This is a genomic window from Gemmatimonas groenlandica (assembly GCF_013004105.1).
Classification (GTDB): Bacteria; Gemmatimonadota; Gemmatimonadetes; order Gemmatimonadales; family Gemmatimonadaceae; genus Gemmatimonas; species Gemmatimonas groenlandica.
This window is the reverse complement of sequence record NZ_CP053085.1, coordinates 3,382,100-3,408,638: the sequence shown is the minus strand read 5'-3', so window position 1 is coordinate 3,408,638 and position 26,539 is coordinate 3,382,100. Positions and strand designations below refer to the sequence as shown.

Sequence of the window (26,539 nt, the reverse complement as noted above, 5' to 3'; positions counted from 1 at the left end):
CCAAGTACATACAAAAAGCGCGGGAGTCAAGCGCTGGGCTTACTTCACGCGCGGAATTCCTTCCACGGTTCCGCCGCGAACGACGGCATTGAGTGCGTCGTAGATGCGCGGCTCGAGCAGACGTCCCGCTTGCGTGCGCAGGTAGTCGAGGGTCGTGTCGGCCGTCATGGGCTCCCGATAGGCGCGCTGTGAGGTGAGGGCGTCGAACGCATCGGCGGCGGTGAGAATCCGCCCGCCGATCGTGATATCCTCGGCGGTCCGCCCGAACGGGTAGCCACTGCCGTCCCAGTGCTCGTGATGGTCGCGGATGAAGTGCAAGGCATCGCCGAGGTGGTGGAGCGGTGAGAGGATGTCGAGACCGATCCGCACATGATCTTTGACGTGCGCAAACTCCTCGTGCGTGAGGGGGCCGGGCTTGTTGAGCACTGCTTCACGGATTCCGATCTTTCCGACATCGTGCAGCCGCCCGGCGGTGTGGATACAGTCCACCGTGCCCGATTCGAGCTCGAGATGCCTGGCAATCGCGGCCCCGATCTCCGCCACCCGCTGGGAGTGTCCCCGCAGGTAGAGGTCCTTTGCTTCCATGGCGTTGATGAGGGTCTCGGCCACGCTCACCGTCATCACGCGGAGCGCCCCTTTTTCGTGCTCCAGCTGGACGGTGCGGAGTGCGACTTCCTCGCGAATGAGACGATCGACGGCCCGACGCTCCACGCTGCGGACGCGACGCATCATCGCGCGCTCGACCGCTGCCTGCAGGTCGGGAAGCTCGACGGGTTTGGTGAGATAGTCGAACGCCCCGCTGGAGAGCGCCTCCGTGGCGCTGGCGGCGTCGTTGACGGCGGTCAGCATGATGATGCCGAGATCGGCGTCGAGCGCGAGGGCACGCGGTACGACGTCGAGGCCACTGATGCCGGGCATCCGCAGATCACAGAGCATCAAGGAGAATCGGTGTTGGCCAAGTACCTCGAGCGCGGCGGCACCGGAGTCGGCCACCTCCACCTCGAACCCGCGGGTACGCAGAAAACGACTCAGCGCCAGCCGGATCGTGGACTCATCGTCGACGACCAGAATGCGACGCATGGAATCCTGTGCCAGCGCGGCACCGGCGGCTTCGATCGCTTCGATCGGATCGTGTCCCGGAAGGCTGGTCATAGTCGCTCGGAAGGCACCGCAGGGAGAGTGATGGTGACAGTCGATCCCACGTCGGGCTCGGACTCGACGCCGATCGTTCCGCCGTGTGCGTGAATGATACCGTAGCTGACGCTGAGGCCGAGCCCCGTGCCGACGCCAGCCGGTTTGGTGCTGTAGAACGGCTCGAAGATGCGTCGGCGCACGTCGGCTGTCATGCCGATGCCCGTGTCGACCGCGGAGATGGTCACCTGGTCGACATCGTGCGTGGTGCGGATGACCAACCGTCGCTGGTCCCGCCCGAGCATCGCGTGTTCCGCGTTGCCGATCACGTTGAGCAGGACTTGCTGGAGCTTCTGTGAGTCGCCACTGATACGTGGAGCGGTCGAATCGAGTTGCAGGTCGACCTTCACGCCGGCGCTGCGCAGCGGGTACGCGCGGAGCCGAACGGTTTGCTCGATCACCTCGTTGATATCGACCGGTCCCGATCCACGCTCGGTCTTGCGTGCGAACAGCAGCAGATCCTTGATCACCGTTTTGGCGCGGTCACTTTCCTGCTTGATCAGCTGCACCGATTCGCGCTGATCCTCCCGGAGCTCTTCCTCGAGCAGGATCTGTGCGAAGGCGGAAATCCCGGTGAGGGGATTGTTGATTTCGTGCGCGACGCCCGCCACGAGTTCGCCGAGGGCCACCATTTTTTCGGTATGACGCAGCTGCTCCTCGAGACGTCTGTCCTGACTGACGTTTCGCACGCTGACCACCTGTCCGAGGAGCTCGCCGTCGTGTCCGGTGAGCGGGCTGATCGTGACCGCGGCGGGAAATTCGCTGCCATCACGTCGGCGATGCACGTCGTGTGACAGGCGCACCCCGGATTCAAGCAGGCCGTCGGCTTCGCGCATGCCCTCGCGGGCATCCTGTCCGGCGACGAGTTGCTCGAACTGCATCTCCATGAGCTCCACCTGCGACCAATCGTACTCGCGCGCGGCGGCCGGATTGGCATAGCGCACGCCCACGCGATCGAGAATGAAAATCGGGTGGTCGATCGTGGTGAGTGCCGTGGCGAGGAGGTGCTCGCGTTCGCGGGCGAGTCGCTCTTCCTCGTCGAGCAGGAGGGCCTCGAGGGCCAGGGCCAGCGAGGCGGACAGCCGTTCCAGCGTGATGCGATCGCGCTGTCGCAGCGGCGCGGCACGCGGGGCGGTTACCAGCAATACGCCAAGGCTGCGTTCGCGCGCGGCGAGCGGCACGGCCAGCGCCCATTCGTCGGGGAGGGAGTCGGCAACGCTGGCCGGTGCGACATCGCGAAGACTGGTCAGTTCGGCGGGTCGGCCATCCGGTGCCGCTTGCTGTACGCCGCGGGAGCTCGCCGGCCGTTGTCCCTTGAAGAGATCAAGCGTGCCGCTGGTCGCGACGTATTCGATGTGCCCATCTCTCGCGCGGGCGACGCCGATGGCCTTGCCGATCGAGGGGACGAAGCGGTCGAGTACGTGCAGCAGTTCGGTTGCGCCGTCGGCCAGCGAGACGGCCTGCAGCGTGACTCTGGCCAACTCCGCAGCGCCTTCGGCGCGTTGGCGCTGGAAATCCTGCAGCGCGAACAGCCGCGCGGTTTCCACGGCCGTACCCGCGTGGCGCGCGATGATGGTCAGCAAGTCGAGATCCTGCATCACGAAGGCGTCGCGCCTCGCGCCGAGCAACCTGATCACGCCGGCACTGCGCTGACCGAAGCGCACGGCGGCGCAGAGCTCCATCGTGCTGCGCGCCACGTCGGGGCCCGCGATCAGATGCGACGCCACCCGCGGAATGCCCGTCTGTGCTGTGGCTGTGGCAAGCTGCGCTTCTGCGAGGGTGACCGGATCAGTCGAAATGACGCGACCAGCCTCCATGTGCAGGACGCGCTGCAGTCCCTCGGCACTGAAGGAGAGGACATCGATCACGTCGCAGGGAATCACCAGGTGCACGGCGTCGGCGATCGCCTGCGGCAGGCTCTCCTCGCTGGTGAGCTGGGTCAGCTGTTGCTGTGCGCGGGCCAGGAGGGCGAAGCGATCGGCCCGTCGTTCGAGTTCACCCAACTGCAGCGTGTTGCGGAAGGCGAGGGCGACCTGTGTGGCGAGGTTGGTGAGCATCTCGCGCTCGTCGTCGTCGAAACGTCGCGCCCCGAGATAGCGGATGGCGAGGACACCCTGGGCCCGCTCCTCGAGCACCAGGGGCAGCAGCGCCAGCGACAAGACGCCGGCCTCGACGAGGGCTTGACCGATGTCGTCGAGGTTGGACTCCGCGCTCAGGTCCTCGATGAACATCGGTGTTGCGTCGAGGACGACGTGGCCCAGTCGCGTGCGCCAGAAGGCGGATTCGATACGGTTGCGCGCGAAGCTGGCGACACCCCATTGATGCTCGAAGCGCGCGGTCTTGAGCTGCGGATCGGCCGCATACACCGCGAAACCGTCGGCGCGTAGTTCCCGGCCGAGGATTTCGGCCAGTCCGCGGTAGAGCGCGTCGGGCGTGGTGGCATCGGCGAGCGACCGGGCCGTCTTCACCAGCACCGCGTTCACGAGGGCGGCGCGTGCGGCATCTTCGGCGCGGGCGCGGGCATCGCTGGCCGCCGCTTCGGCCTGTCGCACCAGCGCGCTGCTCCGCATGACCATCGCGCCGTGGGCCGCGACGTGTTCGAGCAGCGCGAGGTCGGCGTCGTTGAAGGCGCCGTGGCTGGTGTTGATGCAGGCGAGCAGACCGACGACTTGACCCGCGAGGAGGATCGGCGCGAGCGCGAGCTGTTGGACGTCGAGCGGATGCGGCGAGAGGGGGTCGACGCGGAGATCGCTGTTCTGACCGCTCGTAGACTGGGGACGCTTCGTGTCCACGACGTGCCGAAAGGCCGAGGGGGCGTCGGCGATCGGAAAAGTGGCCCCGTTGGAGAGCTGGGTGGCACCCGTGGGGGCCGTGACGCAAAAACTCTCGCCGGCGATCTCGAGTACGCAGGCACCGGACGCTTCGACGAGTTCGCGAGCGGTTTCGGCCAGGCGCACATACAGCTCAGGGGTGCTCAGCGCGCTGTTGGCGAGGTCCTGCACGAGCTGCGTGAGCTGCTCGGGAATACGTTGTGGCGCCATGTCACGAGGCAGCGCGGGCGGCGAGAACGGTGGGGGAGTCCACAGCGGGCATACGCCATCGTATGCGCCAGCGCGTCAGTCTACACCACAGCGTACCACGAATCTCCAGCGTCGGCAATCAGCAGATCACGACGACGCCGGAGCATTCTCCCTCACCTTCGACTCAGATGGGCCGACGGGCGTCCGCGGCAGCGCGGTCGATCTCCGCGCGGTGCATGTCGTAGTCGGGCAGCCGGGTGGCGAGTTCCGGTTCGAGCGCCTTGAGCAAGCGCTGGTCGAACGCCTTGGCGGCCGCCGTGTTACCGGTCATCCGGGCAGCGCGGGCGGCGAGGAGCAGGCCGAGCAGATTGTCCGGCGTGGCCTTGAGGATGGTATCGGCCTGCGCCGTGGCGACGGCCGGGGCGTTGGTTACTTCAGCGATGCGGCCGAAGTGATAGCGCTCGTCGGTGGTCGGCCCTTCGAGCATTTCGTGCGATGCCATGGCCATCGGCGCGAAGAAGGCGACCGAGTCGACCTTGCCGGCCTCGGCGTACTCCATAATGCGCGTATACAGCCGGTTGGCGCGCTCGCTCGGCGAGAGGTTCGCGATGTTCGGTGGCGCACCCCCGCTCCCACCCTGAGCGAAGGGTGCCGCACTCGCGCCGTCAACCGCCTGCGTTGGCAGCGAGTTGGCCGACCCGTCGATACCGGAACCCTTGGCCGCACCAAAGTTCTTGCCGGCGACCATCGCCACAAGGGCCAAAAGGGCCACGAACGCGACGCCCCACGGAAGGATCGACGCGGCGCCACCGGAAGCGGCCGGCGTGCGGGTGAGGGGCATTCCCTGGCCGAACGGGGTGCCACAGCGATGACAGAAGCGGGCGCCAGCCGAGAGAGCCGCGCCACAGGCCGCGCAGAAACCCGCGCCACCGGAAGGGGCCGAGCCCCCGGAAGGATTGGATGAGGTCATGAGCCTTGGAAAATACTACAATACGGCACGCGTGTACTCCTCCTTTCTTGCCGAATCGTGCCGATTCAGAGTCGCTCTCTCGTTCCTCCCGCCCTGACGGGCGCCACCGCCACGGATATCCTCGAATTGGCGGAGGCGCATCAAGTGCGTTTTCTGCGACTGCAATTCACGGATATTCTGGGCGTCATCAAGAACGTCGAGATTCCGTCGTCGCAATTCAGGAAAGCGCTGCAGGGCGACATCATGTTCGACGGGTCGAGCATTGAAGGCTTCGTTCGGGTCGAGGAGTCGGACATGCTGCTGGCCCCGGATCTGACCACGTTTCAGATCTTTCCGTGGGGGGACCCGGCGGCGCGGGTGGGTCGCGTGATCTGCGACGTGAACCGCCCCGACGGAACGCCGTTCGAGGGCGATCCGCGCTGGGTGCTGAAGCGTCAGGTGGCGCGGGCGGCGGAGCTGGGCTTCGTGATGAATGCCGGTATGGAGGCCGAGTTCTTTCTGTTCAAGCCCACGGCCGACGGCCGGCCGGCGACGGACACGCACGACGTGGGCGGCTACTTCGATCTGGCACCGATGGATCTCGGGGAAGATGCGCGGCGTGGCATCGTGGATGCGCTCGAGCAGATGGGATTCGAAGTGGAGGCAGCGCACCACGAAGTCGCCCACGGGCAGCACGAGATCGATTTCCGATACGCCGACGCACTGCGCACCGCCGACAACATCGCGACGTTCCGCTTCGTCGTGAAGCAGGTTGCACGTCAGTTCGGCTTGATCGCGTCGTTTATGCCGAAGCCGGTGTTCGGGCAGAATGGCAGCGGCATGCACACGCACCAGTCGTTGTTCAGCGCAGGCCAGAATGCGTTCTGGGATCCGCAGCGCGAGTGGGCCTTGAGCTTGACGGCACTGCACTACATCGGCGGGTTGCTAAAGCACGCGCGCGCGTTGTGCGCGGTGACGAATCCGCTGGTGAACTCCTACAAACGCCTCGTCCCGGGATTCGAGGCGCCGGTGAACGTGGCGTGGAGCATGCGGAATCGCTCGCCGATGATCCGCGTGCCGGAGCGCCGCGGCATGGGCACGCGACTGGAGCTGCGGACTCCGGATCCGAGTGCGAACCCGTATCTTGCCCTCACGGCGATGCTGGCGGCCGGCTTGGACGGCATCGAGACGCGCGCGGACTGGCGCGAGCCGGTGAACACGAACATCTGGGAGATGTCGTTTCGCGAGCGGCGTCGCCTGCGCGTCGACGACTTGCCGCAGGATCTCAGTGAAGCGTGTGACGAGTTGGAGAAGAACGACGTGATGCGTGAAGCGCTGGGCGAGCACATCACTGAGCAGTTCCTGGCCGCGAAGCGTGCCGAGTGGCGTGAATACAATCAGCAGGTGAGCGCGTGGGAGCTCGAGCGCTACCTCGCGAAGTACTGAGCGTCGTACAGGTGTCTACCATCGGGAGAGGTTGATGAGCGTTCGTTCGTTGTTCGCGCGGGCCGATGAGGTGTTGGCGCAGCGGTATCCGTTCGTGCTACCGGTTCTGGGATACGACACGAAGGCCGTCGAGCCGGCGATCGATGCGCAGACGATGACGATTCATCACGATCGTCATCATGCGGCATACGTGACGAATCTGAACAAGGCACTGGACGCGCTTCCCGACCTGCATCAGTACACGCTGGGCGAGTTGTTGATGGGGATGCGCAAGTGGCCGACGGCGGCGCAGGCGGCGATCCGCAACAACGGTGGCGGCCATGCCAACCACGCGTTGTACTGGGGATTGCTGGCGCCGGGCAGCACGTCGTCGACAGCGCCGAGCGGTCAGTTGGGGGAGATGGTCGCGCGCGATTTCACCACGGTCGAGGCGTGCAAGGCGGCGCTCAAGGCGGCGGGACTGGCGCAGTTCGGCTCCGGGTGGGCGTGGCTGGTGAAAACAGCCACGAGCCGGCTGGTCGTGCGCGGGCTTCCGAATCAGGATTCGCCATTGCTGGAAGGCGAATTGCCGATCGTCGGTCTCGATGTGTGGGAGCACGCCTACTACCTAAAATATCAGAACCGTCGGGCCGACTATCTCGATGCGGTGTTGGCGCGCATCAACTGGGACGTGGCCAGCGCGCAGCTCAAGCGGTGACGGCAGTGGGTGCGTTCGAGCCGCGTGCGGTGACGCTTGGTGGTCGCGTGGTTCGGCTGGAGCCGCTGAGCGCGGCGCACGCCGATGGCTTGTTGGCGGCGGGACACCACGAGGCGTTGTGGCGCGTCACGGTGCAGCCGCCGCTGGTGTCGGCGGACGCGGTCTCGCGCTATCTGGCGCAGGCGGCCGAGCAGGCCGCGCGCGGCAACGAGGTGCCCTTTGCGATCGTATCGTGCGAGACGAACGCGGTCATCGGCTCGACGCGCTGGATGGATATCGCCCGCCCGCATCGTCGCGTGGAGATCGGCGGCACGTGGCTCGCGCCGACAGCGCAGCGCACGCTGGCGAACACCGAAGCGAAGTATCTGCAGTTGCTCCACCTGTTCGAGGTACTCGCCGCGGTGCGCGTCCAGTTCAAGACCGACCTGCGCAACACGCAGTCGCAGCGCGCGCTCGAGAAGCTCGGTGCGATCCGCGAAGGGGTGCTGCGCCGCCACATGGTGGTGCGCGACGGTTTCGTGCGCGACAGTGTGTACTACGGCATCACCGACGCGGATTGGCCTTCTGTGAAGGAGCGGTTGCAGGAGCGGTTGTCGGCAACGGGCGACACGCAGCAGCAACGGCAACCGCAACAGCCTGAACACGGAGACCATTGATTGCACGGACAACAACACCGATAGGCCAACAGCGCTTTTTGCTTATCTGTGTTTGTTCGGCGTACTCTGTGGTCTCCGTGTTCAGGCTGTTGCTTTTTGCTGTTGCCGTACCATCCTATGTCCCTGGGCTCGGTCATCCTTCCTCGCACACGTCTCATGAAACGTCTGACTGCGGCAACTCTGGTGGTGGCGATGCTCGCGGTCGCACTTCCTTCCGACGTGCGCGGGCAAGGTGCCAAGCCGTTCGTGGTGCCGGAGGCGGCGGCGCTGCTTCCCTGGGCGCAGCAGATTACTGTTCGCGAAGAGTGGCTCACCAAGCGGCACGCGCTGCTGTTGCCGATGATGCGGCGCCACAAGATCGGGATGTGGATCGTGGTGAACGAGGAGTTCCACGACGATCCGCTGTCGCAGTACGTCGCGCCGCCGCGGCCCTACACGGGCAATCGCGACTTCTTCGTCTTCATCGACGGCGGCGACCAAGGACTCAAGAAGTTCGCAATCACCGCGTACACCGAGGAGAATCTGGCGCGCTTCTTCGACGCACCGTTCACCGAACCGCGTCCGCCGGCCACTACGCTCCGTGACCTGTATCAGCAGTACAAGCCGGCCACGGTCGGACTTGGCATTCGTGGACGGCGCGGGCAGACGCGATCGCTCGGCTACGACGCGTATCGCTTCCTGGCGGAGACACTCGGTGAGGATGCCGAAAAGACGTTCGTGAGTGCGAGTGATTTGATCGAAGAGTATCTGGACACGCGACTGCCTGAGGAGACGGCGCATTACCGCGCGGCGGTATCGGTCACCGAGGCGATCGTGAAGCGCGCGCTGTCGAATGCGGTGATTACGCCCAATCGCACGACCGTGGGTGATGTTCGTCGTGCGCTGTTCGACATGCTGGGCGCCGCTGGTGTGCGCACCTGGTTCCAGCCTGACCTGCGGGTACAACGGAAGGGCGACGACATCGCCACGTCGCGCGGATTCCTGGCCGTCGCCCCGGAGAGCACCGTGATTCGCCACGGCGACGTGGTCCACGTGGACTTCGGCATCAGCTACATGGGCTTCGATACCGACTGGCAGAAGATGGCCTACGTACTGCAGCCGGGCGAGCGTGATGTGCCCGAGAGCTTCAAGCAGGCCATGGCGAACACCAACACGTTGCAGGATGCGGTCATGCTCCGCCACGCGCGGCCGGGCGCTACCGGGGGCTCGGTGTTCACGAATACGATGGCCGAAATGAAACAGCGCGGTATCGAAGCCATGGTGTACTCGCATCCCATCGGGACGCAGGGGCACGGACTGGGAGCGTCGATCGATTTCCGTAGCCCGCTGCGCAGCGACACCACCGCGCAGAACTCACGACTGCGTCTGGGCTCGTACATTTCCATCGAACTCAACACGGCCACGCCGATTCCCGAGTGGGGAGGCAAGAAGCTGTTCGTGATGATGGAGGACGATGCCTTCCTCACCGACCAGGGGTTCCGCTTCTTCCGGCCACGTCAGGAGTCGTACTACCTGATCAAGGCGGCAGGCAGTGCGATGTAGCGCGGCCTGCCGCGGTGGTGCTCAGTAGGCGTAGCCGAAGATGATGTTCATCTCGTCCGTGGAGAGCAGGCCGAAGCCGATCGAACGGTCGGTGACATTGTTGAACGTGACGACCGACACGAGGGCATCGCCTGGCTGCAACACGATCGGCGTGTCAAAGTTCGTGAAGCCCGGGTGCTCCCAGTCGGTGTTGACATACACCGACGTCTCGGTGCCGTCGGCGCGTCGCAGGCGGATCTCGTAGCGCTCGCCCATCGAGTGCATATGCGACGTGAGCCCCAGCACCGTCGTGCGCACCGACATTGGAAACACGGTGCGGATGGTGGTGCGCTGCTTCGCCGGCAGCGAGAAGCTGGTGTTGGCGAGATTCAGCGTGCGAGCCACCGTCTGCACCTGCGCACGGTCGGCCGTGTAGAGATTGGCGAACGCCTCGCCCGGCAGGTCGATCGGCGCCCGATTCACGTAGTGCACGTTGAAATCGAGCGATGCATTCGCCGGCAGGCGCAGCGCGACGCCGGGTGGAAACCGGTAGTCGAAGTCCTGCGTCATGGCACCCGCGAAGTACACGTGACACGCCATCGGTAGCATGTTCACGATGTTCATGGTGCCATCGGCATTCCGGATGTCGCGTACGGCGTCGGCCGACGGGCGCAGATTGCACGGGAACGACGTGCGGCTCTCGTCGAAGGTATACAGCAGGAGATGGTGGCTTCCCGGCCGCATGCGCGACTGAATCCGCGTCACATAGAGGTCGTTCGCATTGCCGACGCGGCGGTACACGAACAGCTCCCGCTCAGAACCGGGGGAGACCGCGAAGCTGTCCACCTTGAGCTGCAGTCCGGCCGTCGTCGGGGCGCCCAGCGGTGTGAAGCTCGCCGACTGCAGGCGGACATCGGCCAGCACCGCCGTGTCGACGACGTGTCCGCTTCGCGGCGCGCCGGCTTCGATCCACCGACGCACGTATTCGAGCTGGCCGGCGGTGACGCCCTTGGTGGTGCCCATGGGCATCAGCTGGCCATAGTCGCGACTGTGGTGGCCCGGGACCCACGACAGCTTGTGGTAGAGCAGCGAGCTATCGGCCCGAAACGGCTTCACGCGGGTCACGCCGTCGGCCCGTGCGATCTGTTGGACCGCGCCGACGCCGACCAGCTGCAGATAGGCGGAGTCGCTGGTGAGTACAAGCTGGGACTGACGGGCATTCGCATCGCCGGTGCGATGACACGAGACGCACGACCGATCGAGAATGTCGCGCTGAATTCTGGCAAAGGTGCCGTCGACGGCAGCGCTGGCCGGGAGCCCGTCGGTGGCCGCATCACCACCGCAGGCGCTGACCAAGCCGAAGAGCATCGACCACGCAATGCGCGAGCACGGCACGAGCACTTGGCGAAATCTTCTGGGCGTCATCGATCTCCGTGTGCCGAGCGGCGAACCAACAGGGTAGGACCGACAACGTATGTGGATCCGAGGCTGGTGGCCAGCGCGCCGCGGGCCGTGCCTGTCACCGGAGGAATGTGCTAACATGCGCCATGACGTCACGTCGCGATTTTCTCAGGGTCTCTGGTGGCTGCGTCGCCCATGTGCTGCTTTCGTCGGCCTGTGCGTCGTCGGGCACCCGCCATCGATGGACCGCCCCGCAGCAACCGGTGGTCGTCACCACGCCGTTCGCGCATCTCGATGCGATCGGGCCGGACACGTGGGCGGTGATCTCCACGCCACTCGGAGGCGATCGTACCACGTTCGGCAACGGCGGCATAATCGCCGGCCGCGCCGGGGTGATCGCGGTCGAGGGCTTCTATCGTCCAGCCGGTGCCACCTGGCTCGCCGAGCGGGCGCGGGAGCTCACGGGGCGGTGGCCCACGCACGTCGTGCTCACGCACTATCACCTCGATCATGCCGGAGGCGTGCAGGGATACGCCCGTGACGGCAGCGCGGCGCCGCAACTGCGTTCGACCGCCGTCACGCGCACGCAGGCGCTCGGTGGCGGTCCGGTGGCGCCGGTGAAGGATGCATCGTTGGAGCGGGCCTTCGCGGACGTCGTGGTCGTGGATGCGACGCGCACCAGCCGCATCGACCTCGGGAATCGCGTGGTCGAGCTCATTCCGCTGCGCGGACACACGGCCAGCGACCTGGCCATCGTCGACGAGAACGCGGGGATCACGTTTGCCGGCGACCTGCTGTGGAACGGCATGTTCCCGAACTTTGTGGATGCGACCCCGCCTCAGCTGATTGCCTCGATGACGCAGCTGGCCGCGCGGTCACGTCATGCCTTTGTGCCCGGGCACGGCGGTATGGCCGACCGGGCAAGCGTGGCGCGCTATCTGGATCTGTTGGGTGACCTCGGCGCGCACGCCGGCCGTGAGCGTGCGGCCGGTCGTACGGCGGTCGAAGCGGCGGCGAGCTACCGCCTGCCCGCGTCGCTTGGCGAGTGGATGGCGAGCAAGACCGGCCTCGAGCGGGCCATGACCGCGTGGTGGCGCGCGCCGGGTTGAATTCCTACGGCTGGATCTTCGCGCGCCGCTGCATCAGCGCTTCGATCTCGTCCATCTCGCGCGGCACGAGCGAAATGCGCTCGAGTCCCTTGCCGGTGATGATGTAGTCGTCTTCGATGCGCACGCCGGTGTTCTGATACTTGAGCACCGTGCTGCGTACCTTCGCGATGAAGGCGCGGTTCTTCGGCGTATCGGGCAGCACGTCGAGCGCCTTGGTACTCACGTAGATGCCCGGCTCGATCGTGAACGCGTCACCGACGGCGAACTTGGCGTCGAAGCCATTCTCCTGCATCGGGTCGTGCACGGCGAGTCCGATGCCGTGCGTGATGCCGTGAATCATCCACAGGTTCGACTGCCGGCACTGCGCCGGGCTCGTCGTACAGTTCACGTTCCAGGGCGGATCGAACGAGGCGTCAACACTCTCCACGAGCCCGAGGGCGGCGAGGCCACGCGCGCGTAAGGCCACCGACGAATCGGCGGCGGCGCGCACGCTCATGCCGGGCTTGGAGAATCGCTCGGCCACATCCTGCGCGTCGCGCACCAGCTTGTACAGTTGGCGCTGTTCAGCGGTGTAGGTGCCACTGACTGGAATCGTGCGGGTGATGTCTGCCGCGTAGCCGCGATACTCGGCCGCGGCGTCCATGACCACGAGGTCGCCGGGTTTCGCGGGGTCGCCGGCTTTCATGTAGTGCAGTGTGGTCCCGTTGATGCCGGCGCCGACGATCGATCCGTAGGCTGGGCGTTCGGCCCCGCGACGCGTGAATTCGTACTCCAGCGTCGCGCGCAGCTCGTACTCCCGCGTCGGATTCGCCGTGAGCATCGCGGCGCGATGACCTTCGGCGCTGATCTCGGCGGCCTGACGGATGAGCGCCATCTCGGCGTCGGACTTCTTCGCGCGCACCTGCAGCACGAGCGGCATCCCGTTGCGAACGGTCAAGGCGGGGAAGCGCTTGGCGAGTCCCTTCAGGGCCTCCTGCCCTCGCGTGAGCGTGTCATTGCGTGCGAAGTCCATCGTTTCCACGTCGGGAACGTGGTAGAACGGCAATCCGGTGGCGGCGAGTGAATCGAGATACGCCGGCAGCGCGGCGGACGAGCGACCCGGCATGCCGTATTTCGCCATGCTGGTGGTGGAGTCGACCCGCACGCCGTAGTAGAACGCGGTACGGGCGTCGAGCGCCGTGAGGAACAGCGTGCTCTGCGGGCGCTTGTTGCGCACGACCATGACCAGTGCGGCATCGGGCTCGTTGAGCTCGGTGAGATACCGGAACGCCGGGAGCTGGTAGAAGGTGCTGAAGTCGTGCACGAGCGCGCGTCCGCCGAAGGCGATCACGACGCCGCTATCGATCCGGGCGGCGACGGCATCGCGCCGGGCCGCGGTTTCCTCCGGGGTAATCGCGGCGTTCGGCTGGGCGAGCAGGCTGGCCGGCGTCAGCGCGAGGAGCGCGGCGGCGAAGTGGCAGAGGGGAGTACGCATGGCTTGAAAAGGGCGGTCACGGCCACTGGGCGTCAAGGCGTGGGCCAAGACGTAACCGTCCGGCACGACCTCTGCAGTAGGGGTAGCCATACTTTCAAGGGAGATTCCTTCTATGCGTGCCACACTCGTGCTCGGCATTCTGCTGGTTCTGGCCGGCGGATACATTCTCGTCCAGGGCTTCAGCGTCACGACCAATCGTGAGGTGCTGGACGTCGGTCCGCTGCAGGCATCGGTCAGCGAGAAGAAGGCGGTGCCAACGTGGGTCGGTGGCGTTGGCGTGGCCGCTGGACTCGTCCTGATCATTGCCGGCGCCGGAGCGGGGAAGAAACTACGCGCCTAGCGCGCATCGAGGAGCGAAATGCAAACGAGATCGTCGTGGAGCAGTGTTGCAGTCGGTATGCTTGGCTTCCTGCTCGCGACGGCTTCGTTCGCGCCGCGCGATCTCGTAGCGCAACCATCGCTGGTCGTGCTGGTACGCCACGGTGAGAAGTCGACCGAGGGCGGCAGCGATCCGTCACTGAGTGAGGCCGGCAAGGCGCGCGCGCAGGCATTGGCCGACGCGCTGGCGATGACGACGCCGAACGCGATCATTGTGACGTCGCTCAAGCGGACCGCGGAAACGGCAGCGGTGGTTGCCGGGAAGACCGGTGTCGTTCCTACGGTGATCACCATCAGTGGTGGTACGAAGCACATCGCCGACGTGGCGGCGGCGGTGCGCAAGGCGACCGGTGTGGTGCTCGTGGTCGGGCACAGCAATACCGTGCCGGCGATTGTGACGGCGCTTGGCGGGCCCAAGTTGCCGGATCTCTGCGATTCGAGCTATGCGACGATGTTCGTGATCACGCCTGGTGCTGACGGCAAGGCGGCGCAGGTCGTGGTGGCACACTACGGGGCCGCGGATGCGAACGGTGGATGCCGATAGGGAAGTGGTTTGGTGGGGAATGTGTGTGGGGGGGGGGGGAGCGGTGCTTCCGGCTGCGGTGCTTCCGACGGGGGGCTAGAGGGCGTTGCGGATGTCGTTGAGGCGGTCGCGGGCGGCTTTCACTTTGGCGCCGGATCGCAAGACGAGCGTGGGCTCGGTGTGCTCGGCCTGCTCGATGGATTGAATGGCGCTGAGGCGCACCAGGGCCGAGCGATGTACTCTCAGGAAGCCGACTGATTGCAGGCGTGCTTCCATGCGGTGCATGCGCTCGCGGATCAGCCAGGCACGCTTGGCGGTGTGGAGCCAGAGGTTGTACCCGTCGGCTTGCACCCACTCGATCTCGCGGATCGCCAGGACGTGCACGCTGCCGTGCTCGGTGACGAGGATGCGATCGTCGTGGTCGGCGGCGCTGAGCGCGCGGCGAAGGCGATCGACGGCGTCGGCAAGTCGGGCGCGACGGATCGGCTTCAGCACGAAGTCGACGACATCCGCCCCGTAGGCTTCGATCGCGAAGTGCGGGTGGGCGCTCACGAACACCACACGGACACCCGGGGCGGCTTCGCGAAGGGCACGCGCCACCGCGAGGCCATCGCGTTCGGGCATGGCGACATCGGTGAAGCAGGCGTCGGGTAGCAAGCTCGCGCAGCGCGCGATGGCGCTCTCGCCGTTGGCGCAGATCGCGACTACCTCGCAGTCGAGTCGCTGCAACTCGGCGGCGAGCGATGCAGCGGCGATCGGTTCGTCGTCGGCGACGACAATGCGGAGTCGGCTCATGTGAGGTCCGATCGCGTCGACGTGATCGGTAGCGTGAGCTCGACGCGCGTACCTCCCGGCCGGCCCGTCATGGTGAGCGTGGCGCGCTCGTCGTACAACAGCGCGAGCCGTCGGCGTAGCGTCGAAAGCCCGATGCCGAGTCCGCCGAACGGTTCGGGGGTTGGCGCTGTCTGGTGGTCGGGGCCATCGGCATCGACCACGAGCGTGAGGGCGTGCTGCGTACGCGATGCGGACACCGTGAGAGTGCCCGGCGAAATGCGCTGCGCGATGCCGTGGCGAATGGCGTTCTCAACGAGCGGTTGCCATGTCAACGCCGGCAACTGCGTCGTGCGCGCGCTGGCCTCGATGCGCCATTCAACGCGCAGTCGGTCGCCGAGTCGCACCTGCTCGATCGCGAGATACCGTTCGACGATCTCTCGCTCGGCGTCGAACGACACGGCGTCGCCCGATTCCGTGAGCGCGAAACGCAGCAGCTCGCCCAGATCCGCCGCGACGTCGGCGGCGCGTTCGCCGTTGCCCGATCGCGCGAGTCCGGTCACGGTATTGAGCGCGTTCAGCAGAAAGTGTGGCTGCAGTCTCGTGCGCAGTGCGTCGAGCTCGGCGCGCACCGCATGTGCTGCCAACACGGCCTCGCGATCGGCGGCGCGCTCGCGCTGTCGTCGGGCGCTCGTCCAGCTGCCCACGAGCGACATGAGGCCGGCGGTGACGGCGTGCGTCGGCAAGACGCCGAGGGCGACGATGATCCAGTTCGACGTACTGCTATACGGGGTGCTCGGGTGCAGCAGTAGTATCGCGATAGTCGCGTGCGCTGCAGTGGCCGTCACGGTGAGCAGTCCAAGTCCGGCGAGTGCGCCCGCTTCGGAGTCGGTGAGTGACCACCGATGGGCGATACGCGGCCCGAGCGCGGCCCACACGACTACCGTGACCGCCTGCCACTGAAGGGCGAGGCCCCCGGGTTTACTGATGCCGAGCAGTTCGAGCGATTGCGCGAACGGTGTGAGTCCGCCGACGCCGCAGAGCAGCGCCGTGAGCCACAGCCAGCGACGCGACGGACGCTTGCTGACGGGAGTGCCGGGTGTGGCGACAGCGGAAGGCGCAGCGAGCATCAGCGTAAGCTGTGGGGTGGCGGGTGCGGTACGCTACTTCGCCAACTGGATATCGAAGGGCGTACCCACCGACGTCATGCGCAGGATGCGATAGGGCGCGGCGCGCGTGATGTGCAGCGACAGGGTGGACGATCCGATCGCGAGCTCCGCACGCCAGCTGTCGAAGGTGCCCGCTGGCACGGTGACCGTGTCGGCCCCGAGCACGCGAAGGCGATACGTGACGATGGTTGCCTTGCCGCTGGTGAACACGGGAAACCGAATGTCGAGCGACTCGCGCCACCGGAGGGCGGTGAGCAACGGCGTGACGGCATTGTCGTCGACGACCGTCGGTGCCACCGCGGTATCGATAGACAGGGCACCCGAGGGACCGTTACTCGGTGTGTCGGCAGTGCCGCGCACGCGTCCGTTGGCAAAGTCGAGCGCGATGGTCATGGGGCGTCCCGACATGACGCCGCTTTGCCGCAACGCGGTCTCGCTGAGCGCGACGTCGAGGGTGATGGCCGATGATTGCTGGACCATGGCGCCGATAGCGATCGCGTCGAACAGCTCCCAGCCCTTCGCGGTGGGCCTCATGCCGATGCGCTGCCAGCCGCGCGGGACGCCCTGGACAAGGACCACGAAGGAGTCCGTCTGTGCGCGAAGCTGAGCGCGGTCGATGTGGTCGCGCAGGGCAGACACGGGCGGGGCCGCGGATTGGGCGGACGCGGCGGCGAGGGGCGCGAGAACGAGGGTGATGGCGAGGCGAGTGAGGCGCATGGGACTCGGGGGCTCTGGTTGGCGTGGGGGATTGCTAATGGTCTCAGCGTACGCCAGGCGCGTGCTTGGGTGTGGGGAGGTGCAACGAAAACCCGGACCACGGCAGCGAACGGTGGATGCCGCTGGGGAAGCTGTTTGGTGGCGAACGTGTGGGGGGCGGGGGGGGGAGCGGTGCTTCCGGCGGGGGGGGGCTGACGGGTGGGTGACGGGGTGGGACGATGGTGGGGGATGGGCTTACTACATGGCGAGGTGACGGCGGGGATTCTCCGGGTGTTTCGGGAGGTGCATGACGAGCTGCGTCATGGGCATCCGGAGGTGATTTACCAGCGGGCGATGGTGATTGCCCTTGCCGATGCCGGGTTCGCTGTCGCACGTGAGGTGGATGTCGCGGTGACCTTCCGCGGGCGCGTGATTGGGCGCGGGCGGCTCGACTTGGTCGTCAACGACCTCGTCGTCCTCGAGTGCAAAGTGGCGCGCGCCGTCGAGCTGGAGCATGTCGGCCAGCTCCTCGGGTACCTCAAAGCCACGAACTACGAGGTCGGCCTGGTCCTCACGTTCGGTCGTCGCCCGGACCAAAAGCGTGTAGTCTTCCGAAGACTCGCTAGCCGCAGCGCCGCTTCCGCTAGCCCCCACACGTTCGCCACCAAATTGCTTCCCTCATCGCATCCTTCGTTGCCAGCCGTGGTCGGTGTGCTCACCATCTCCGATCGCGCCACCTCGGGCGTCTACGAAGACAAGTCCGGCCCGGCGATCCAGTCGGTGCTGACGCGCTGGATCGCGTCGCCGTGGGAGCCCGTGTACCGGCTGGTGCCCGACGAGCAGCCACTGATCGAGGCGGCGCTCCGTGAACTGGCCGACGACCTGCACTGCGCCCTGATCGTGACCACCGGTGGTACCGGGCCGTCGCCGCGGGATGTCACGCCAGAGGCCACCGTCGCGGTGTGCGACCGGCTGCTGCCGGGGTTTGGGGAGCAGATGCGCGCCGTGTCCGTGAAGACAGTTCCCACGGCCATCCTGTCGCGTCAGGTGGCGGGCACCCGCGGGAGCTCGCTGATCATCAATCTCCCGGGAAAGCCGGCGGCGATCGAGGAATGCCTCGGCGCGGTCTGGGCGGCCGTCCCATATTGCATTGATCTTATCGGAGGGCCTCGTCTGCTGTTCAGCGCCGAGGCTCCCGCTCCGTTCCGACCCACCAGCGCGTAAGCGCGAGCCCGTGCTATGAGCCTGTCTCCCGAGCTGCTGAAGATCCTCGTCTGTCCCAAGTGCAAGGCGTCCTTGGAGCACCACGCGGGACCGCCCGAGGTGTTGGTGTGTCGGGCCTGCCGACTGGTGTATTCGGTGCAGGACGGCATTCCCGTCATGCTGATCGACGAAGCGCAGCCGCTGGACGACGCGAAGTACCCGCCCACGGCGTGAGCAACACGCCGAACCCCGAGTGGCGTGACGGCACGCGGGTCGTGCGCGCCGGGTTGCCCGACGCGTCGCCCGGGACGCCGTACATGGCCGGTCCCGTGTTCGCGGCACCGTATCACGCGCCGGGCGATCCGACGGCGTCGCCCTTCACCTACGGCCGCTTCTCCAATCCCACCTGGGTGGCGTACGAGCAGGCGCTCGAGACGCTCGAAGGGGGACCGTGCGTGCTCTTTCCGAGCGGGATGGCGGCCACGGCCGCCGTGCTGGCTACGATGGTGCCGCCCGGGGGCAAGCTCGTGATGCCGGAAGAGAGCTACTACACGACGCGCGTCATTGCGACGCAGCACTTTCCCGGCGCGTGGTTCGCGGCGCGGGGCATCAACGTGGTCATGGCCCCTTCGGTGGGCAACGGTCTGCGCGACGCACTCGACGGCGCCGCGGTCCTGTGGCTCGAGTCGCCCACGAATCCCGCGCTCGATGTGTGCGACATCGCGGCGCTCGCACAGGCCGCACACGCGGCGGGCGCGCTCGTGGTGGTGGACAACACCACCGCCACGCCGTTGCTGCAGCAGCCGCTCGCGCTCGGCGCGGACTTCGCCGTGGTGTCCGACACGAAAGCGATGACGGGCCACGCTGATCTGGTGCTCGGTCACGTGGCGTGTCGTGACGCCATGCATGCTGAAACGATTCGCACCTGGCGGACGCGCATGGGCGTGATCGCCGGACCGATGGAAGCATGGCTCGCGCATCGCTCGTTGGCGACGCTCGACGTGCGTCTCACGCGCCAGTGCGACACCGCCATGCAGCTCGCGACGATGCTGGCGGTGCACCCGAAAGTGCATGGCGTGCGTTATCCCGGGTTGCCACGTGATCCGTCGCATGCGATCGCGTCGAAGCAGATGAAGCGGTACGGTGGGGTGATCAGCTTCGCGCTCGATGATGCAGCGGCCGTGACGCGCTTCTTCGCGGCGTCCTCGCTCGTGTACGAGGCGACGAGTTTCGGTGGTGTACATACCAGCGCGGAACGCCGCGCGCGCTGGGGCGGTGACGCCGTGTCGGAAGGATTCGTGCGACTGAGCATCGGGCTCGAGGACGTGCAAGATCTGTTGAACGATTTCGAGCGCGCCCTCGGCGCGGTCTAGAGGAGCAGCATGACGAAGCGGATCGATCGGCGCGGGTTTGTCGCGTCGACGCTGGCCACGGCAGCAGCGGCTACTGTCGGAACGATGTCGACACTCGTCCCGATGCACACGGCGCAGGCGGCCGGTGATCAGCATGATGGTATGCAGCCCGATGCTTTTCCCTACGCCGAGCTGAGTGTGGCGGAGCTGCAGTCGCGGATGGCGAAGGGCACGCTCACGTCGCGCACGCTCACCGCGGCGTATCTGTCGCGCATCGCGGCGCTGGATCGCAGCGGGCCGACGCTCAACTCGGTGATTGAAACGAATCCTGATGCGCTCACGATCGCGGCCGAGCGTGACGCCGAACGCCGTGCGGGGAAGGTGCGCGGTCCGCTGCACGGCATTCCGGTGCTGATCAAGGACAACATCGACAGCGCCGACCGCATGCAGACCACGGCCGGTTCGCTGGCGTTGGTGGGCAAGCCGGCACCACGCGACGCCTTCATCGTGCAGCGACTGCGTGATGCCGGCGCCGTGCTGCTCGGCAAGACGAATCTCAGCGAGTGGGCGAACTTCCGTTCGACCCGTTCCACGAGTGGCTGGAGCGGACGCGGCGGACAGACGCGGCATCCGTTCGTGATCGATCGAAACCCGTGCGGCTCGAGCTCCGGCACCGGCACGGCGATCTCGGCCAACCTCGCCGCGGTCGGCATCGGTACGGAAACCGACGGCTCGATCATCTGCCCGTCGTCGATTTGCGGACTGGTGGGCATCAAACCGACGGTCGGCTTGTGGAGCCGAAGTGGAATCATCCCGATCTCGTCATCGCAGGACACCGCGGGGCCGATGGCACGCACGGTCTCCGATGCGGCGGCGTTGCTGGGTGCGCTCACTGGCGTGGACGCGCGCGATCGCGCGACTGCGGAGAGCGCCGGAAAGAGCGTCGCCGACTACACCACGTATCTGAACGCGAAGGCGCTGCAGGGCGCGCGCATCGGTGTCGCGCGCAACATGGCGGGTTTTCATCCTACGACGGATGCCGCGTTCGAGCGCGCGATCGAATCGCTGCGCGAAGCGGGCGCGGTGATCGTGGATCCGGCCAACGTGCCGACGGTGGGCAAGTACGACGAGGCGGAACTCGACGTGCTGCTGTACGAGTTCAAGGCGGGTGTGAACGCGTACCTCGCTGAGCGCGGCGCCACGGTTTCCGTACGCACCATGGACGAGGTGATCGCGTTCAATCGGGCGAACGCCGGGGCGGAGATGCCGTACTTTGGACAGGAGCAGATGGAGCGCGCACAAACCATGGGTTCACTCGACGACGCGAAGTATCGTGACGCCGTGGCCGCGTGTCGGCGACTGTCACGTGATGAAGGGATCGATGCGATCATGGCGCAGCACTCGCTCGACGCGATCGTGGCACCGTCCAACGGACCATCATGGCCGACCGACTTGATGAACGGCGATCGCTACAGCGGCGGTAATTCGAGCGTGGCCGCCGTGGCCGGCTATCCAAGCGTCACCGTTCCCATGGGATTCGCCGATGCGCTGCCTCTCGGCGTGTCGTTCATCGGTCGGGCGTGGAGTGAAGGCCGACTGATCGGTCTGGCCTACAGCTTCGAGCAGGCCACCAAGGCCCGTCGCGCGCCGCGTTTTCTGCCGACGATGCCGATCGCGGCACCGAAGCGGGGGTCGTAAGTGGCGCCGGAAGAAACGCGAACGGCGGGCATGTCCCGGCTGATCGCCATCGGCAGTCTCGTGGGTGCCCTCGCTCTTGGGGCGTGGGCCTGGCAGTTCCTGAATCGCGCGGCGGACTCCGGGCTGGAGCGGCTGTCGCGCATCGATGCCATGCGCGCGTTGTGCACCGCCGAATGGGTGAAGGCACGTACAGAAGTCGATTCGATGCGCGTGGATCGGTACGCGCTGACGGACACGATCGATCAGGGTTCCGAGCAGGCGATCGACCGCTGTGGTGATCTGCGCGGTGAGAGCGTCCCGAATTCGCTGCCGAATGCGCGCGAAATGTCGGGCGATCCGATGCCGCGCGGACTGCGCTGAGGACGCGAATATGAAGCGTCTCCTGACGGGACTGCTGGTGCTGGTCGTGCTTGCCGCGGTCGGATTTCTCACGGTCGGCGCGCGCATTGCCGACAGTCGGATGAACACGGTCGTGAGCACGACACTTCCGACCGTCTCGCCGGTCGCTTCGGCGTTGCACCGTCGGTTGTTCGTGGCCGACATGCACGCCGACCAACTCCTATGGGGTCGCGACCCGCTCGAGCGGGTGGAACACGGGCATGTCGACGTGCCACGGTTGCAGGAAGGCCACGTGGCGCTGCAGGTCTTCTCCGTCGTCACCAAGACGCCGCGCGGCATGAACTACGATCAGAACACCGGCGACACCGACAACGTGCTGCTGTTGGCGATCGCCGAGCACTGGCCGCGCGCCACGTGGACGAGTCTGCGGGCTCGAGCGGTGTATCAAGCCGACAAGCTGCGTGATGCGGCGCTTCGCTCGGCGAATACGCTCACGCTGATCACCACGCGCGAGGAGCTGGAGCAGTTCGTCGAGCGACGAGCGGGTGATCCGGCGCAGGTCTCGGCGTTGCTGGCGATCGAAGGACTGCATGCCCTCGACGGAAAACTGGAGAGCGTGGACACACTCTACGCCGCCGGATTCCGCATGATGGGGCTGACGCATTTCTTCGATAACGAAGTCGCGGCGAGCGCGCACGGCGTGACGCATGCGGGGCTCACACCGCTCGGTCGTCAGGTTGTCGCGCGGATGGAAGCGCTCGGCATTATCGTCGACCTCGCGCATTCGTCGTCGCAGACGGTGCAGGAAGTACTCGCCATGGCGACCCGTCCGGTGGTGGTGTCGCACACCGGCGTTGCGGCCACGTGCCCAGGCCCGCGCAACCTCACGGATGACCAGCTCCGTGCGGTTGCGGCGAATGGCGGACTCGTGGGCATCGGCTACTGGGATGGCGCCGTGTGTGAACCCACGATCGCGAATATTGTGAAGGCCATTCAGCACGCGGTGCAGGTGGCTGGCGCCGCGCATGTGGCGCTGGGATCTGATTTCGATGGGGCCACGCGCACGCCCTTCGATACGCGCGGCATGGCGGCGATCACCGACGGCCTGCTCACGGCCGGCATGGATCAGGACACCATCGCGCGGGTGATGGGTGGCAACACGCGGGACTTCCTCCTCGCGCAGTTGCCCTCGTCGTCGCCCACCTTGCGGGCGGGCCGATAACGTGACGTCCCGGTGACGCGTGCCTGGTGGATGCTGGTCGTGGCTGGGCTGCTCGAAGTCGTTTGGGCCATCGGCCTCAAGTACTCCGATGGATTCCGGAAGCCAGTGCCGTCGGCGATCACCGTGAGCGCGATGATTGCGAGCTTCTACTACCTCGCTCAGGCGCTAAAAACGCTGCCGGTCGGCACCGGATATGCGGTCTGGACCGGCATCGGCGCGGTTGGCACCGCCATCGTGGGCGTACTCGTGTTCGGCGAGTCGCGTGATCTCGGGCGCATCCTGTCGGTGGCTCTGATCGTGTGCGGCATCATCGGGCTCAAGCTGACGTCGCCGAGCTAGCGCCGCCGGGCTCGTGCCGCGGAGTTGGCACTTCTCGTCGAGATGAGGCATTGACTCGGTATGATCCGTTTTGCCGCCATTGTCCCCGTCCTGCGCGTCGCCGATGTGGAACGCTGCATGGCGTGGTATCGCGAGATCCTCGGCTTCGCTGTGGATCCGTTTCCCGACGTCGCCCCGTTCGAGTTCTGCATTCTGCGCCGCGACGACGCCGAGCTGATGCTTCGCCGCGCTAAAGCGCCGATCGTGCGTACGCCGGCCTCGCACGACTGGGATGTCTATCTGCGTCTCGAGGGTGGGGAGTTAACCGCGCTGCTCGATCATGCGCGCCGCCGCACGCCGCTGGTGCGCGGTCCGGAACTGATGCCGTATGGTCAGATCGAGTTCGAACTCGAGGACCCTGAAGGGCACCGCATCTGCGTGTCGGAAGTGCTCGCCGACGTCACGGGATTCCCGCGCGCAGTCGATTAGGCCGAAGCGGGAAGCGTCCGGGGGCTTTACAGGCGACTGACGAGCACCATGGTTACGACGTTGAGGACGAGCGCAAGAAAGCCGGCATTGATGTCGGTGACGCCGTGCGACCACCCCGGGAAAATCGAGGCCATCGACACGCCGCCGAGCGTGGTGACTGCGACGGCGGCTTCACCCACCACGATGCCCGCAATCGCGCCGCCGGCGGTGATGCGTGCGTTCGGGAAGAATGACGCGAAAAGTGCGGGAAAGAGCTGTGTCACCATGCTGTACGCCATGAGCAGCAGCGTGACCAATGTGCTGCCGCCGCGAAAGGTGAAGAACAGTGCGATGGCGGCGAGCAGCGGGACGAGCAGGCGCGCGAAGGTGGCGGAGTCGGCGGGCTGTCCTTCACGAGGTGGCCGCACGATCCGCGCGAGCGTGGTTGCGATGCTCATGAGAATGAGGGAGCCTGGCACGAGAGCCGTGAGCAAGCCAGCCGCGCCGACCAGTCCCACGATCCACGGACCGAAGGTGTCGCGTGTGACGCGCAGCAGCGCGAGGTCGACATCGGCGCCTTTGAGCCCTGGCACCGACAGTAGCGCCGCGAAGCCGATGAAGAAGACGAACAGCAGCACCAGCTGATACAGCGGCATCAACGCGGCATTGCGCCGAAAGACCGACGCGTCGCGCGCGGTGAACACCGAGCCGAAGGTGTGCGGCCACATGTAGAAGCCGAGCACGGTGAGCAGCACGGTGCTGGCGAACCAGCTGGGCGACATGCCACGCGCCGGTAGCGTGAGAAAGTCGGGACGTTCGGCAGCGATTCGCGCGAACATCGGGCCGATGCCCCCGTGCAGCGTGTACGGCAACACGATGCCAAGTCCGAGCACGCAGAGCAGCACCATCACGTCTTTCAGGGCGGCGGTCATGGCCGATCCCTTTACGCCGGACAGCACCACGTAAATGACCGTGGCCGTGGTGCCGATCCAGATGGCGTCATTGGCGCTGATCGCCCCGTACGATGACTCCGAGACGATGATGCCGAGGCCCTTCAGCTGCAGCACGAGATACGGCATGAGCGCCGCGATGCTCACCGCGGCCACGAGGTTGCCCAGCGCCGGACTGCCGTACGCGCGCGTGAAGTACTCCGACTGCGACAACACTTTCCACGCCGTGCCGCGCTTCCAGATCGCCGGCAGCAGCCAGTACGACATGATGTACGCGACGGCGCCATACCCGATGATGTAGAACGCGGGTGCACCACGTCCGTATGCCCAGCCGCTGCCGCCGAGAAACGTGAACGTGGTATAGATCTCGCCGGCGAGCAGCATGAACACGAAAATCGTGCCGAATCCGCGGCTGCCCACGCTCCACTGCTCGAGACTCACGGTGCCGCCCGCGCTGCGCGCGCCGCGTACGCTGAGCAGCAGGGCGATCAATAATGTCGCGGAGAGAATGCCCAGCGAAATGATCATGGGTCGCGAACGTCGAGAGCGCCGATGATCGCCATGACGACGGACGTCATGAGCACCCAGAACACGATCCAGCCAAGCAGAAACGGCATACCGAGAATGCGCGGCTCGACGCGATTGGCAAACCACGGCGCTCCGAGAATCGCGACTGCCGGTACCAGCGCCAGCAGTCGATACGGTTTGGTCATGCCGTCCCGAGCAGGTCGAGAGTAGCGGCGGTGAGATACCGCAGGCCGATGTCCAGGGAGCGTTCGTCGATCTGAAACCGCGCATGGTGGTGCGGAAAGTCGATGCCCTCGCCCACGTTGCCGGCACCGATGAACGCGAACACGCCCGGTGCGCGTTGTTGGTAGGCCGAGAAGTCTTCGCCGCCCATGGTCGGGCGCATGTCGATCAGCGTGTCCGCACCAAACGTGTTGATGACCACGTCCGTCAGTCGCGCGGTCAGTGCCGGATCGTTGATCACCGGACGATATCCCGGCTCATACCGGAACGCGTACGTGGCGCCGAACGCACTCGTCACGCCCTTGATGATGCGCTCGATGGTGACGGGCACGGTGCTGCGCAGCGCGGGATCGAACGTGCGCACGGTACCAGCGAGATAGGCCGTGCTGGGGATCACGTTGAACGTGGTGCCGGCGATGAACTGCGTAACCGACACGACCACGGGGTCGAGCGGATCGACGGTGCGCGACACGACATGCTGCAGCGCCGAGACCACCTGCGCACCGACGGCGATCGGATCGATCGTGCCGTGCGGGATGGCGGCATGACCGCCCTTGCCGGTGATCGTGCACTCGAAGGTGTCGGGCGCCGCCATCGCCGGTCCCGAGATCAGTCCGATGCGCCCGACCGGCATCGCCGACCAGACGTGCAGGCCGATGACCTGATCGACCCCGTCCATCACCCCCTGTCTCACCATTTCTTCAGCGCCGCCCGGTGAGAGCTCCTCGGCGTGCTGAAAGAGGAAGCGAACCTCGCCGCGCAGCTGGTCGCGATGACGCGCCAACAGGGTAACGAGGCCGAGGGCGATCGAGGTGTGTCCATCGTGCCCGCAGGCGTGCATCGCCCCGTCGGTCTGCGACCGGTACTCGACGTCGTTCTCCTCGTGGATGGGGAGGGCGTCGATGTCGGCGCGAACGGCGAGGACCGGTCCCGGTCGACCCGTACGGAGACGGGCCATGACGCTCGTCTCGGTCGGACGCGAGATCTCGAGATCGCCGATCTGCTCGAGCACCTGCCGAATGAATCGGGCTGTTTCGTGCTCCTTGAATGCAACTTCGGGGCGCTGGTGCAGCGCGCGGCGCCAGTCGATCACTTGGGGCGCCAACTGGTGTGCCTCGTCGAGCAAGGCCGCGGCGTCGAGCGCCGGCGTACGAATGGCAGTCGTCATGGTCACGGATCAGGCACGGGTGAACGTGGACGCTTCCCTAGTGATGTAACCGCTCAGCGCTTCTTTGCGT

Annotated in this window: 26 protein-coding genes and 1 pseudogene; 16 read left to right on the top strand and 11 right to left on the bottom strand. The window is 66.2% G+C overall.

Annotated features, from left to right (window positions below; translation table 11 throughout):
* Positions 1-39: 39 nt before the first annotated feature.
* The 3 genes from HKW67_RS14500 to HKW67_RS14490 all read right to left on the bottom strand — a co-directional run bounded on the left by HKW67_RS14500 (position 40) and on the right by HKW67_RS14490 (position 5,052).
* Complete coding sequence (locus HKW67_RS14500; protein WP_171226063.1) at positions 40-1,152, bottom strand: HD-GYP domain-containing protein; 1,113 nt, start codon at positions 1,150-1,152, stop codon at positions 40-42.
* Complete coding sequence (locus tag HKW67_RS14495) at positions 1,149-4,232, bottom strand: GAF domain-containing protein (protein WP_171226062.1); 3,084 nt, start codon at positions 4,230-4,232, stop codon at positions 1,149-1,151. Before HKW67_RS14495 ends, HKW67_RS14500 begins: the two co-directional genes overlap by 4 nt.
* Before the next feature lie 163 nt (positions 4,233-4,395).
* A complete protein-coding gene (locus tag HKW67_RS14490; RefSeq protein WP_230981029.1) occupies positions 4,396-5,052 on the bottom strand; it encodes a hypothetical protein in 657 nt (218 codons plus the stop codon).
* A 186-nt stretch (positions 5,053-5,238) separates the two neighbouring features.
* On the opposite strand from HKW67_RS14490, the gene glnA reads away from it, so the two are divergent.
* The 4 genes from glnA (at position 5,239) to HKW67_RS14470 (ending at position 9,501) form a co-directional block, all read left to right on the top strand.
* Positions 5,239-6,606 carry a type I glutamate--ammonia ligase gene (glnA, locus tag HKW67_RS14485; RefSeq protein WP_171226060.1) on the top strand — a complete coding sequence of 456 codons (1,368 nt, stop codon included), beginning with the start codon at positions 5,239-5,241 and terminating at the stop codon, positions 6,604-6,606.
* Positions 6,607-6,640: 34 nt separating this feature from the next.
* Positions 6,641-7,303, top strand: a complete 663-nt coding sequence (locus tag HKW67_RS14480; protein WP_171226059.1) for a superoxide dismutase — start codon at positions 6,641-6,643, stop codon at positions 7,301-7,303.
* Complete coding sequence (locus HKW67_RS14475) at positions 7,300-7,959, top strand: GNAT family N-acetyltransferase (RefSeq protein ID WP_206044434.1); 660 nt, start codon at positions 7,300-7,302, stop codon at positions 7,957-7,959. The genes HKW67_RS14480 and HKW67_RS14475 overlap by 4 nt, the downstream gene beginning before the upstream one ends.
* 156 nt (positions 7,960-8,115) lie before the next feature.
* On the top strand, positions 8,116-9,501 hold the full coding sequence (locus HKW67_RS14470; RefSeq protein WP_171226058.1) for a M24 family metallopeptidase: 1,386 nt from the start codon (positions 8,116-8,118) through the stop codon (positions 9,499-9,501).
* A gap of 21 nt (positions 9,502-9,522) precedes the next feature.
* On the opposite strand, the gene HKW67_RS14465 is transcribed toward HKW67_RS14470, so the two are convergent.
* Positions 9,523-10,905 carry a hypothetical protein gene (locus HKW67_RS14465; protein ID WP_206044433.1) on the bottom strand — a complete coding sequence of 461 codons (1,383 nt, stop codon included), beginning with the start codon at positions 10,903-10,905 and terminating at the stop codon, positions 9,523-9,525.
* A gap of 122 nt (positions 10,906-11,027) precedes the next feature.
* Here HKW67_RS14465 and HKW67_RS14460 point away from each other — a divergent pair, with 122 nt between their 5' ends.
* Complete coding sequence (locus HKW67_RS14460; protein ID WP_171226056.1) at positions 11,028-11,990, top strand: MBL fold metallo-hydrolase; 963 nt, start codon at positions 11,028-11,030, stop codon at positions 11,988-11,990.
* Between the two features lie 4 nt (positions 11,991-11,994).
* Here HKW67_RS14460 and HKW67_RS14455 read toward each other — a convergent pair whose 3' ends face one another.
* Positions 11,995-13,464 (bottom strand): aminopeptidase P N-terminal domain-containing protein, encoded by a 1,470-nt coding sequence (locus HKW67_RS14455; RefSeq protein WP_171226055.1) that lies wholly within the window; start codon positions 13,462-13,464, stop codon positions 11,995-11,997.
* Between the two features lie 112 nt (positions 13,465-13,576).
* On the opposite strand from HKW67_RS14455, the gene HKW67_RS14450 reads away from it, so the two are divergent.
* Together HKW67_RS14450 and HKW67_RS14445 are read left to right on the top strand one after the other, a co-directional pair.
* Entirely contained in the window at positions 13,577-13,804 is a 228-nt protein-coding gene (locus HKW67_RS14450) for a hypothetical protein (RefSeq protein WP_171226054.1), read from the top strand.
* An 18-nt stretch (positions 13,805-13,822) separates the two neighbouring features.
* Positions 13,823-14,386 (top strand): histidine phosphatase family protein, encoded by a 564-nt coding sequence (locus HKW67_RS14445; protein ID WP_171226053.1) that lies wholly within the window; start codon positions 13,823-13,825, stop codon positions 14,384-14,386.
* Between the two features lie 75 nt (positions 14,387-14,461).
* On the opposite strand, the gene HKW67_RS14440 is transcribed toward HKW67_RS14445, so the two are convergent.
* From HKW67_RS14440 to HKW67_RS14430, 3 genes are read right to left on the bottom strand one after another with little or no spacing between them, the layout of a single operon-like run.
* A complete protein-coding gene (locus tag HKW67_RS14440; RefSeq protein WP_171226052.1) occupies positions 14,462-15,160 on the bottom strand; it encodes a LytR/AlgR family response regulator transcription factor in 699 nt (232 codons plus the stop codon).
* A complete protein-coding gene (locus tag HKW67_RS14435; RefSeq protein WP_171226051.1) occupies positions 15,157-16,266 on the bottom strand; it encodes a sensor histidine kinase in 1,110 nt (369 codons plus the stop codon). Before HKW67_RS14435 ends, HKW67_RS14440 begins: the two co-directional genes overlap by 4 nt.
* 33 nt (positions 16,267-16,299) lie before the next feature.
* A complete protein-coding gene (locus tag HKW67_RS14430) occupies positions 16,300-17,022 on the bottom strand; it encodes a DUF3108 domain-containing protein (protein ID WP_171226050.1) in 723 nt (240 codons plus the stop codon).
* Positions 17,023-17,250: 228 nt separating this feature from the next.
* Between HKW67_RS14430 and HKW67_RS22690 the strand changes: the two are divergent.
* From HKW67_RS22690 to HKW67_RS14390, 9 genes and pseudogenes are all read left to right on the top strand, one after another.
* Positions 17,251-17,592, top strand: a pseudogene (locus HKW67_RS22690) (GxxExxY protein); the annotation flags it as partial.
* A gap of 102 nt (positions 17,593-17,694) precedes the next feature.
* On the top strand, positions 17,695-18,225 hold the full coding sequence (gene mog, locus HKW67_RS22685; RefSeq protein WP_343212891.1) for a molybdopterin adenylyltransferase: 531 nt from the start codon (positions 17,695-17,697) through the stop codon (positions 18,223-18,225).
* Between the two features lie 15 nt (positions 18,226-18,240).
* Positions 18,241-18,438 carry a Trm112 family protein gene (locus tag HKW67_RS14420; RefSeq protein WP_171226048.1) on the top strand — a complete coding sequence of 66 codons (198 nt, stop codon included), beginning with the start codon at positions 18,241-18,243 and terminating at the stop codon, positions 18,436-18,438.
* A complete protein-coding gene (locus HKW67_RS14415) occupies positions 18,435-19,577 on the top strand; it encodes a cystathionine gamma-lyase (protein ID WP_171226047.1) in 1,143 nt (380 codons plus the stop codon). Before HKW67_RS14420 ends, HKW67_RS14415 begins: the two co-directional genes overlap by 4 nt.
* A gap of 9 nt (positions 19,578-19,586) precedes the next feature.
* Positions 19,587-21,254 (top strand): amidase, encoded by a 1,668-nt coding sequence (locus HKW67_RS14410; RefSeq protein ID WP_171226046.1) that lies wholly within the window; start codon positions 19,587-19,589, stop codon positions 21,252-21,254.
* 30 nt (positions 21,255-21,284) lie between these two features.
* The gene (locus tag HKW67_RS14405; protein ID WP_171226045.1) at positions 21,285-21,614 is read left to right on the top strand and encodes a hypothetical protein; all 330 of its coding nucleotides are present in this window, start codon (positions 21,285-21,287) and stop codon (positions 21,612-21,614) included.
* Between the two features lie 10 nt (positions 21,615-21,624).
* Positions 21,625-22,815 (top strand): dipeptidase, encoded by a 1,191-nt coding sequence (locus HKW67_RS14400; protein ID WP_171226044.1) that lies wholly within the window; start codon positions 21,625-21,627, stop codon positions 22,813-22,815.
* 30 nt (positions 22,816-22,845) lie between these two features.
* Positions 22,846-23,154, top strand: coding sequence for a quaternary ammonium compound efflux SMR transporter SugE (sugE, locus tag HKW67_RS14395; protein WP_171227681.1), 309 nt, complete (start codon positions 22,846-22,848; stop codon positions 23,152-23,154).
* A 60-nt stretch (positions 23,155-23,214) separates the two neighbouring features.
* The gene (locus HKW67_RS14390) at positions 23,215-23,622 is read left to right on the top strand and encodes a VOC family protein (RefSeq protein WP_171226043.1); all 408 of its coding nucleotides are present in this window, start codon (positions 23,215-23,217) and stop codon (positions 23,620-23,622) included.
* 26 nt (positions 23,623-23,648) lie between these two features.
* Here the strand turns inward: HKW67_RS14390 and HKW67_RS14385 are convergent, their stop codons facing one another.
* The 3 genes from HKW67_RS14385 to HKW67_RS14375 are packed head-to-tail and all read right to left on the bottom strand — an operon-like array spanning position 23,649 to position 26,469.
* Positions 23,649-25,079, bottom strand: coding sequence for a sodium:solute symporter family protein (locus HKW67_RS14385; RefSeq protein WP_171226042.1), 1,431 nt, complete (start codon positions 25,077-25,079; stop codon positions 23,649-23,651).
* Positions 25,076-25,264 carry a DUF3311 domain-containing protein gene (locus HKW67_RS14380; protein ID WP_171226041.1) on the bottom strand — a complete coding sequence of 63 codons (189 nt, stop codon included), beginning with the start codon at positions 25,262-25,264 and terminating at the stop codon, positions 25,076-25,078. Before HKW67_RS14380 ends, HKW67_RS14385 begins: the two co-directional genes overlap by 4 nt.
* Positions 25,261-26,469: an amidohydrolase gene (locus HKW67_RS14375; protein WP_171226040.1), complete on the bottom strand. Its 1,209-nt coding sequence runs from the start codon at positions 26,467-26,469 to the stop codon at positions 25,261-25,263. Before HKW67_RS14375 ends, HKW67_RS14380 begins: the two co-directional genes overlap by 4 nt.
* Between the last annotated feature and the right edge of the window lie 70 nt (positions 26,470-26,539).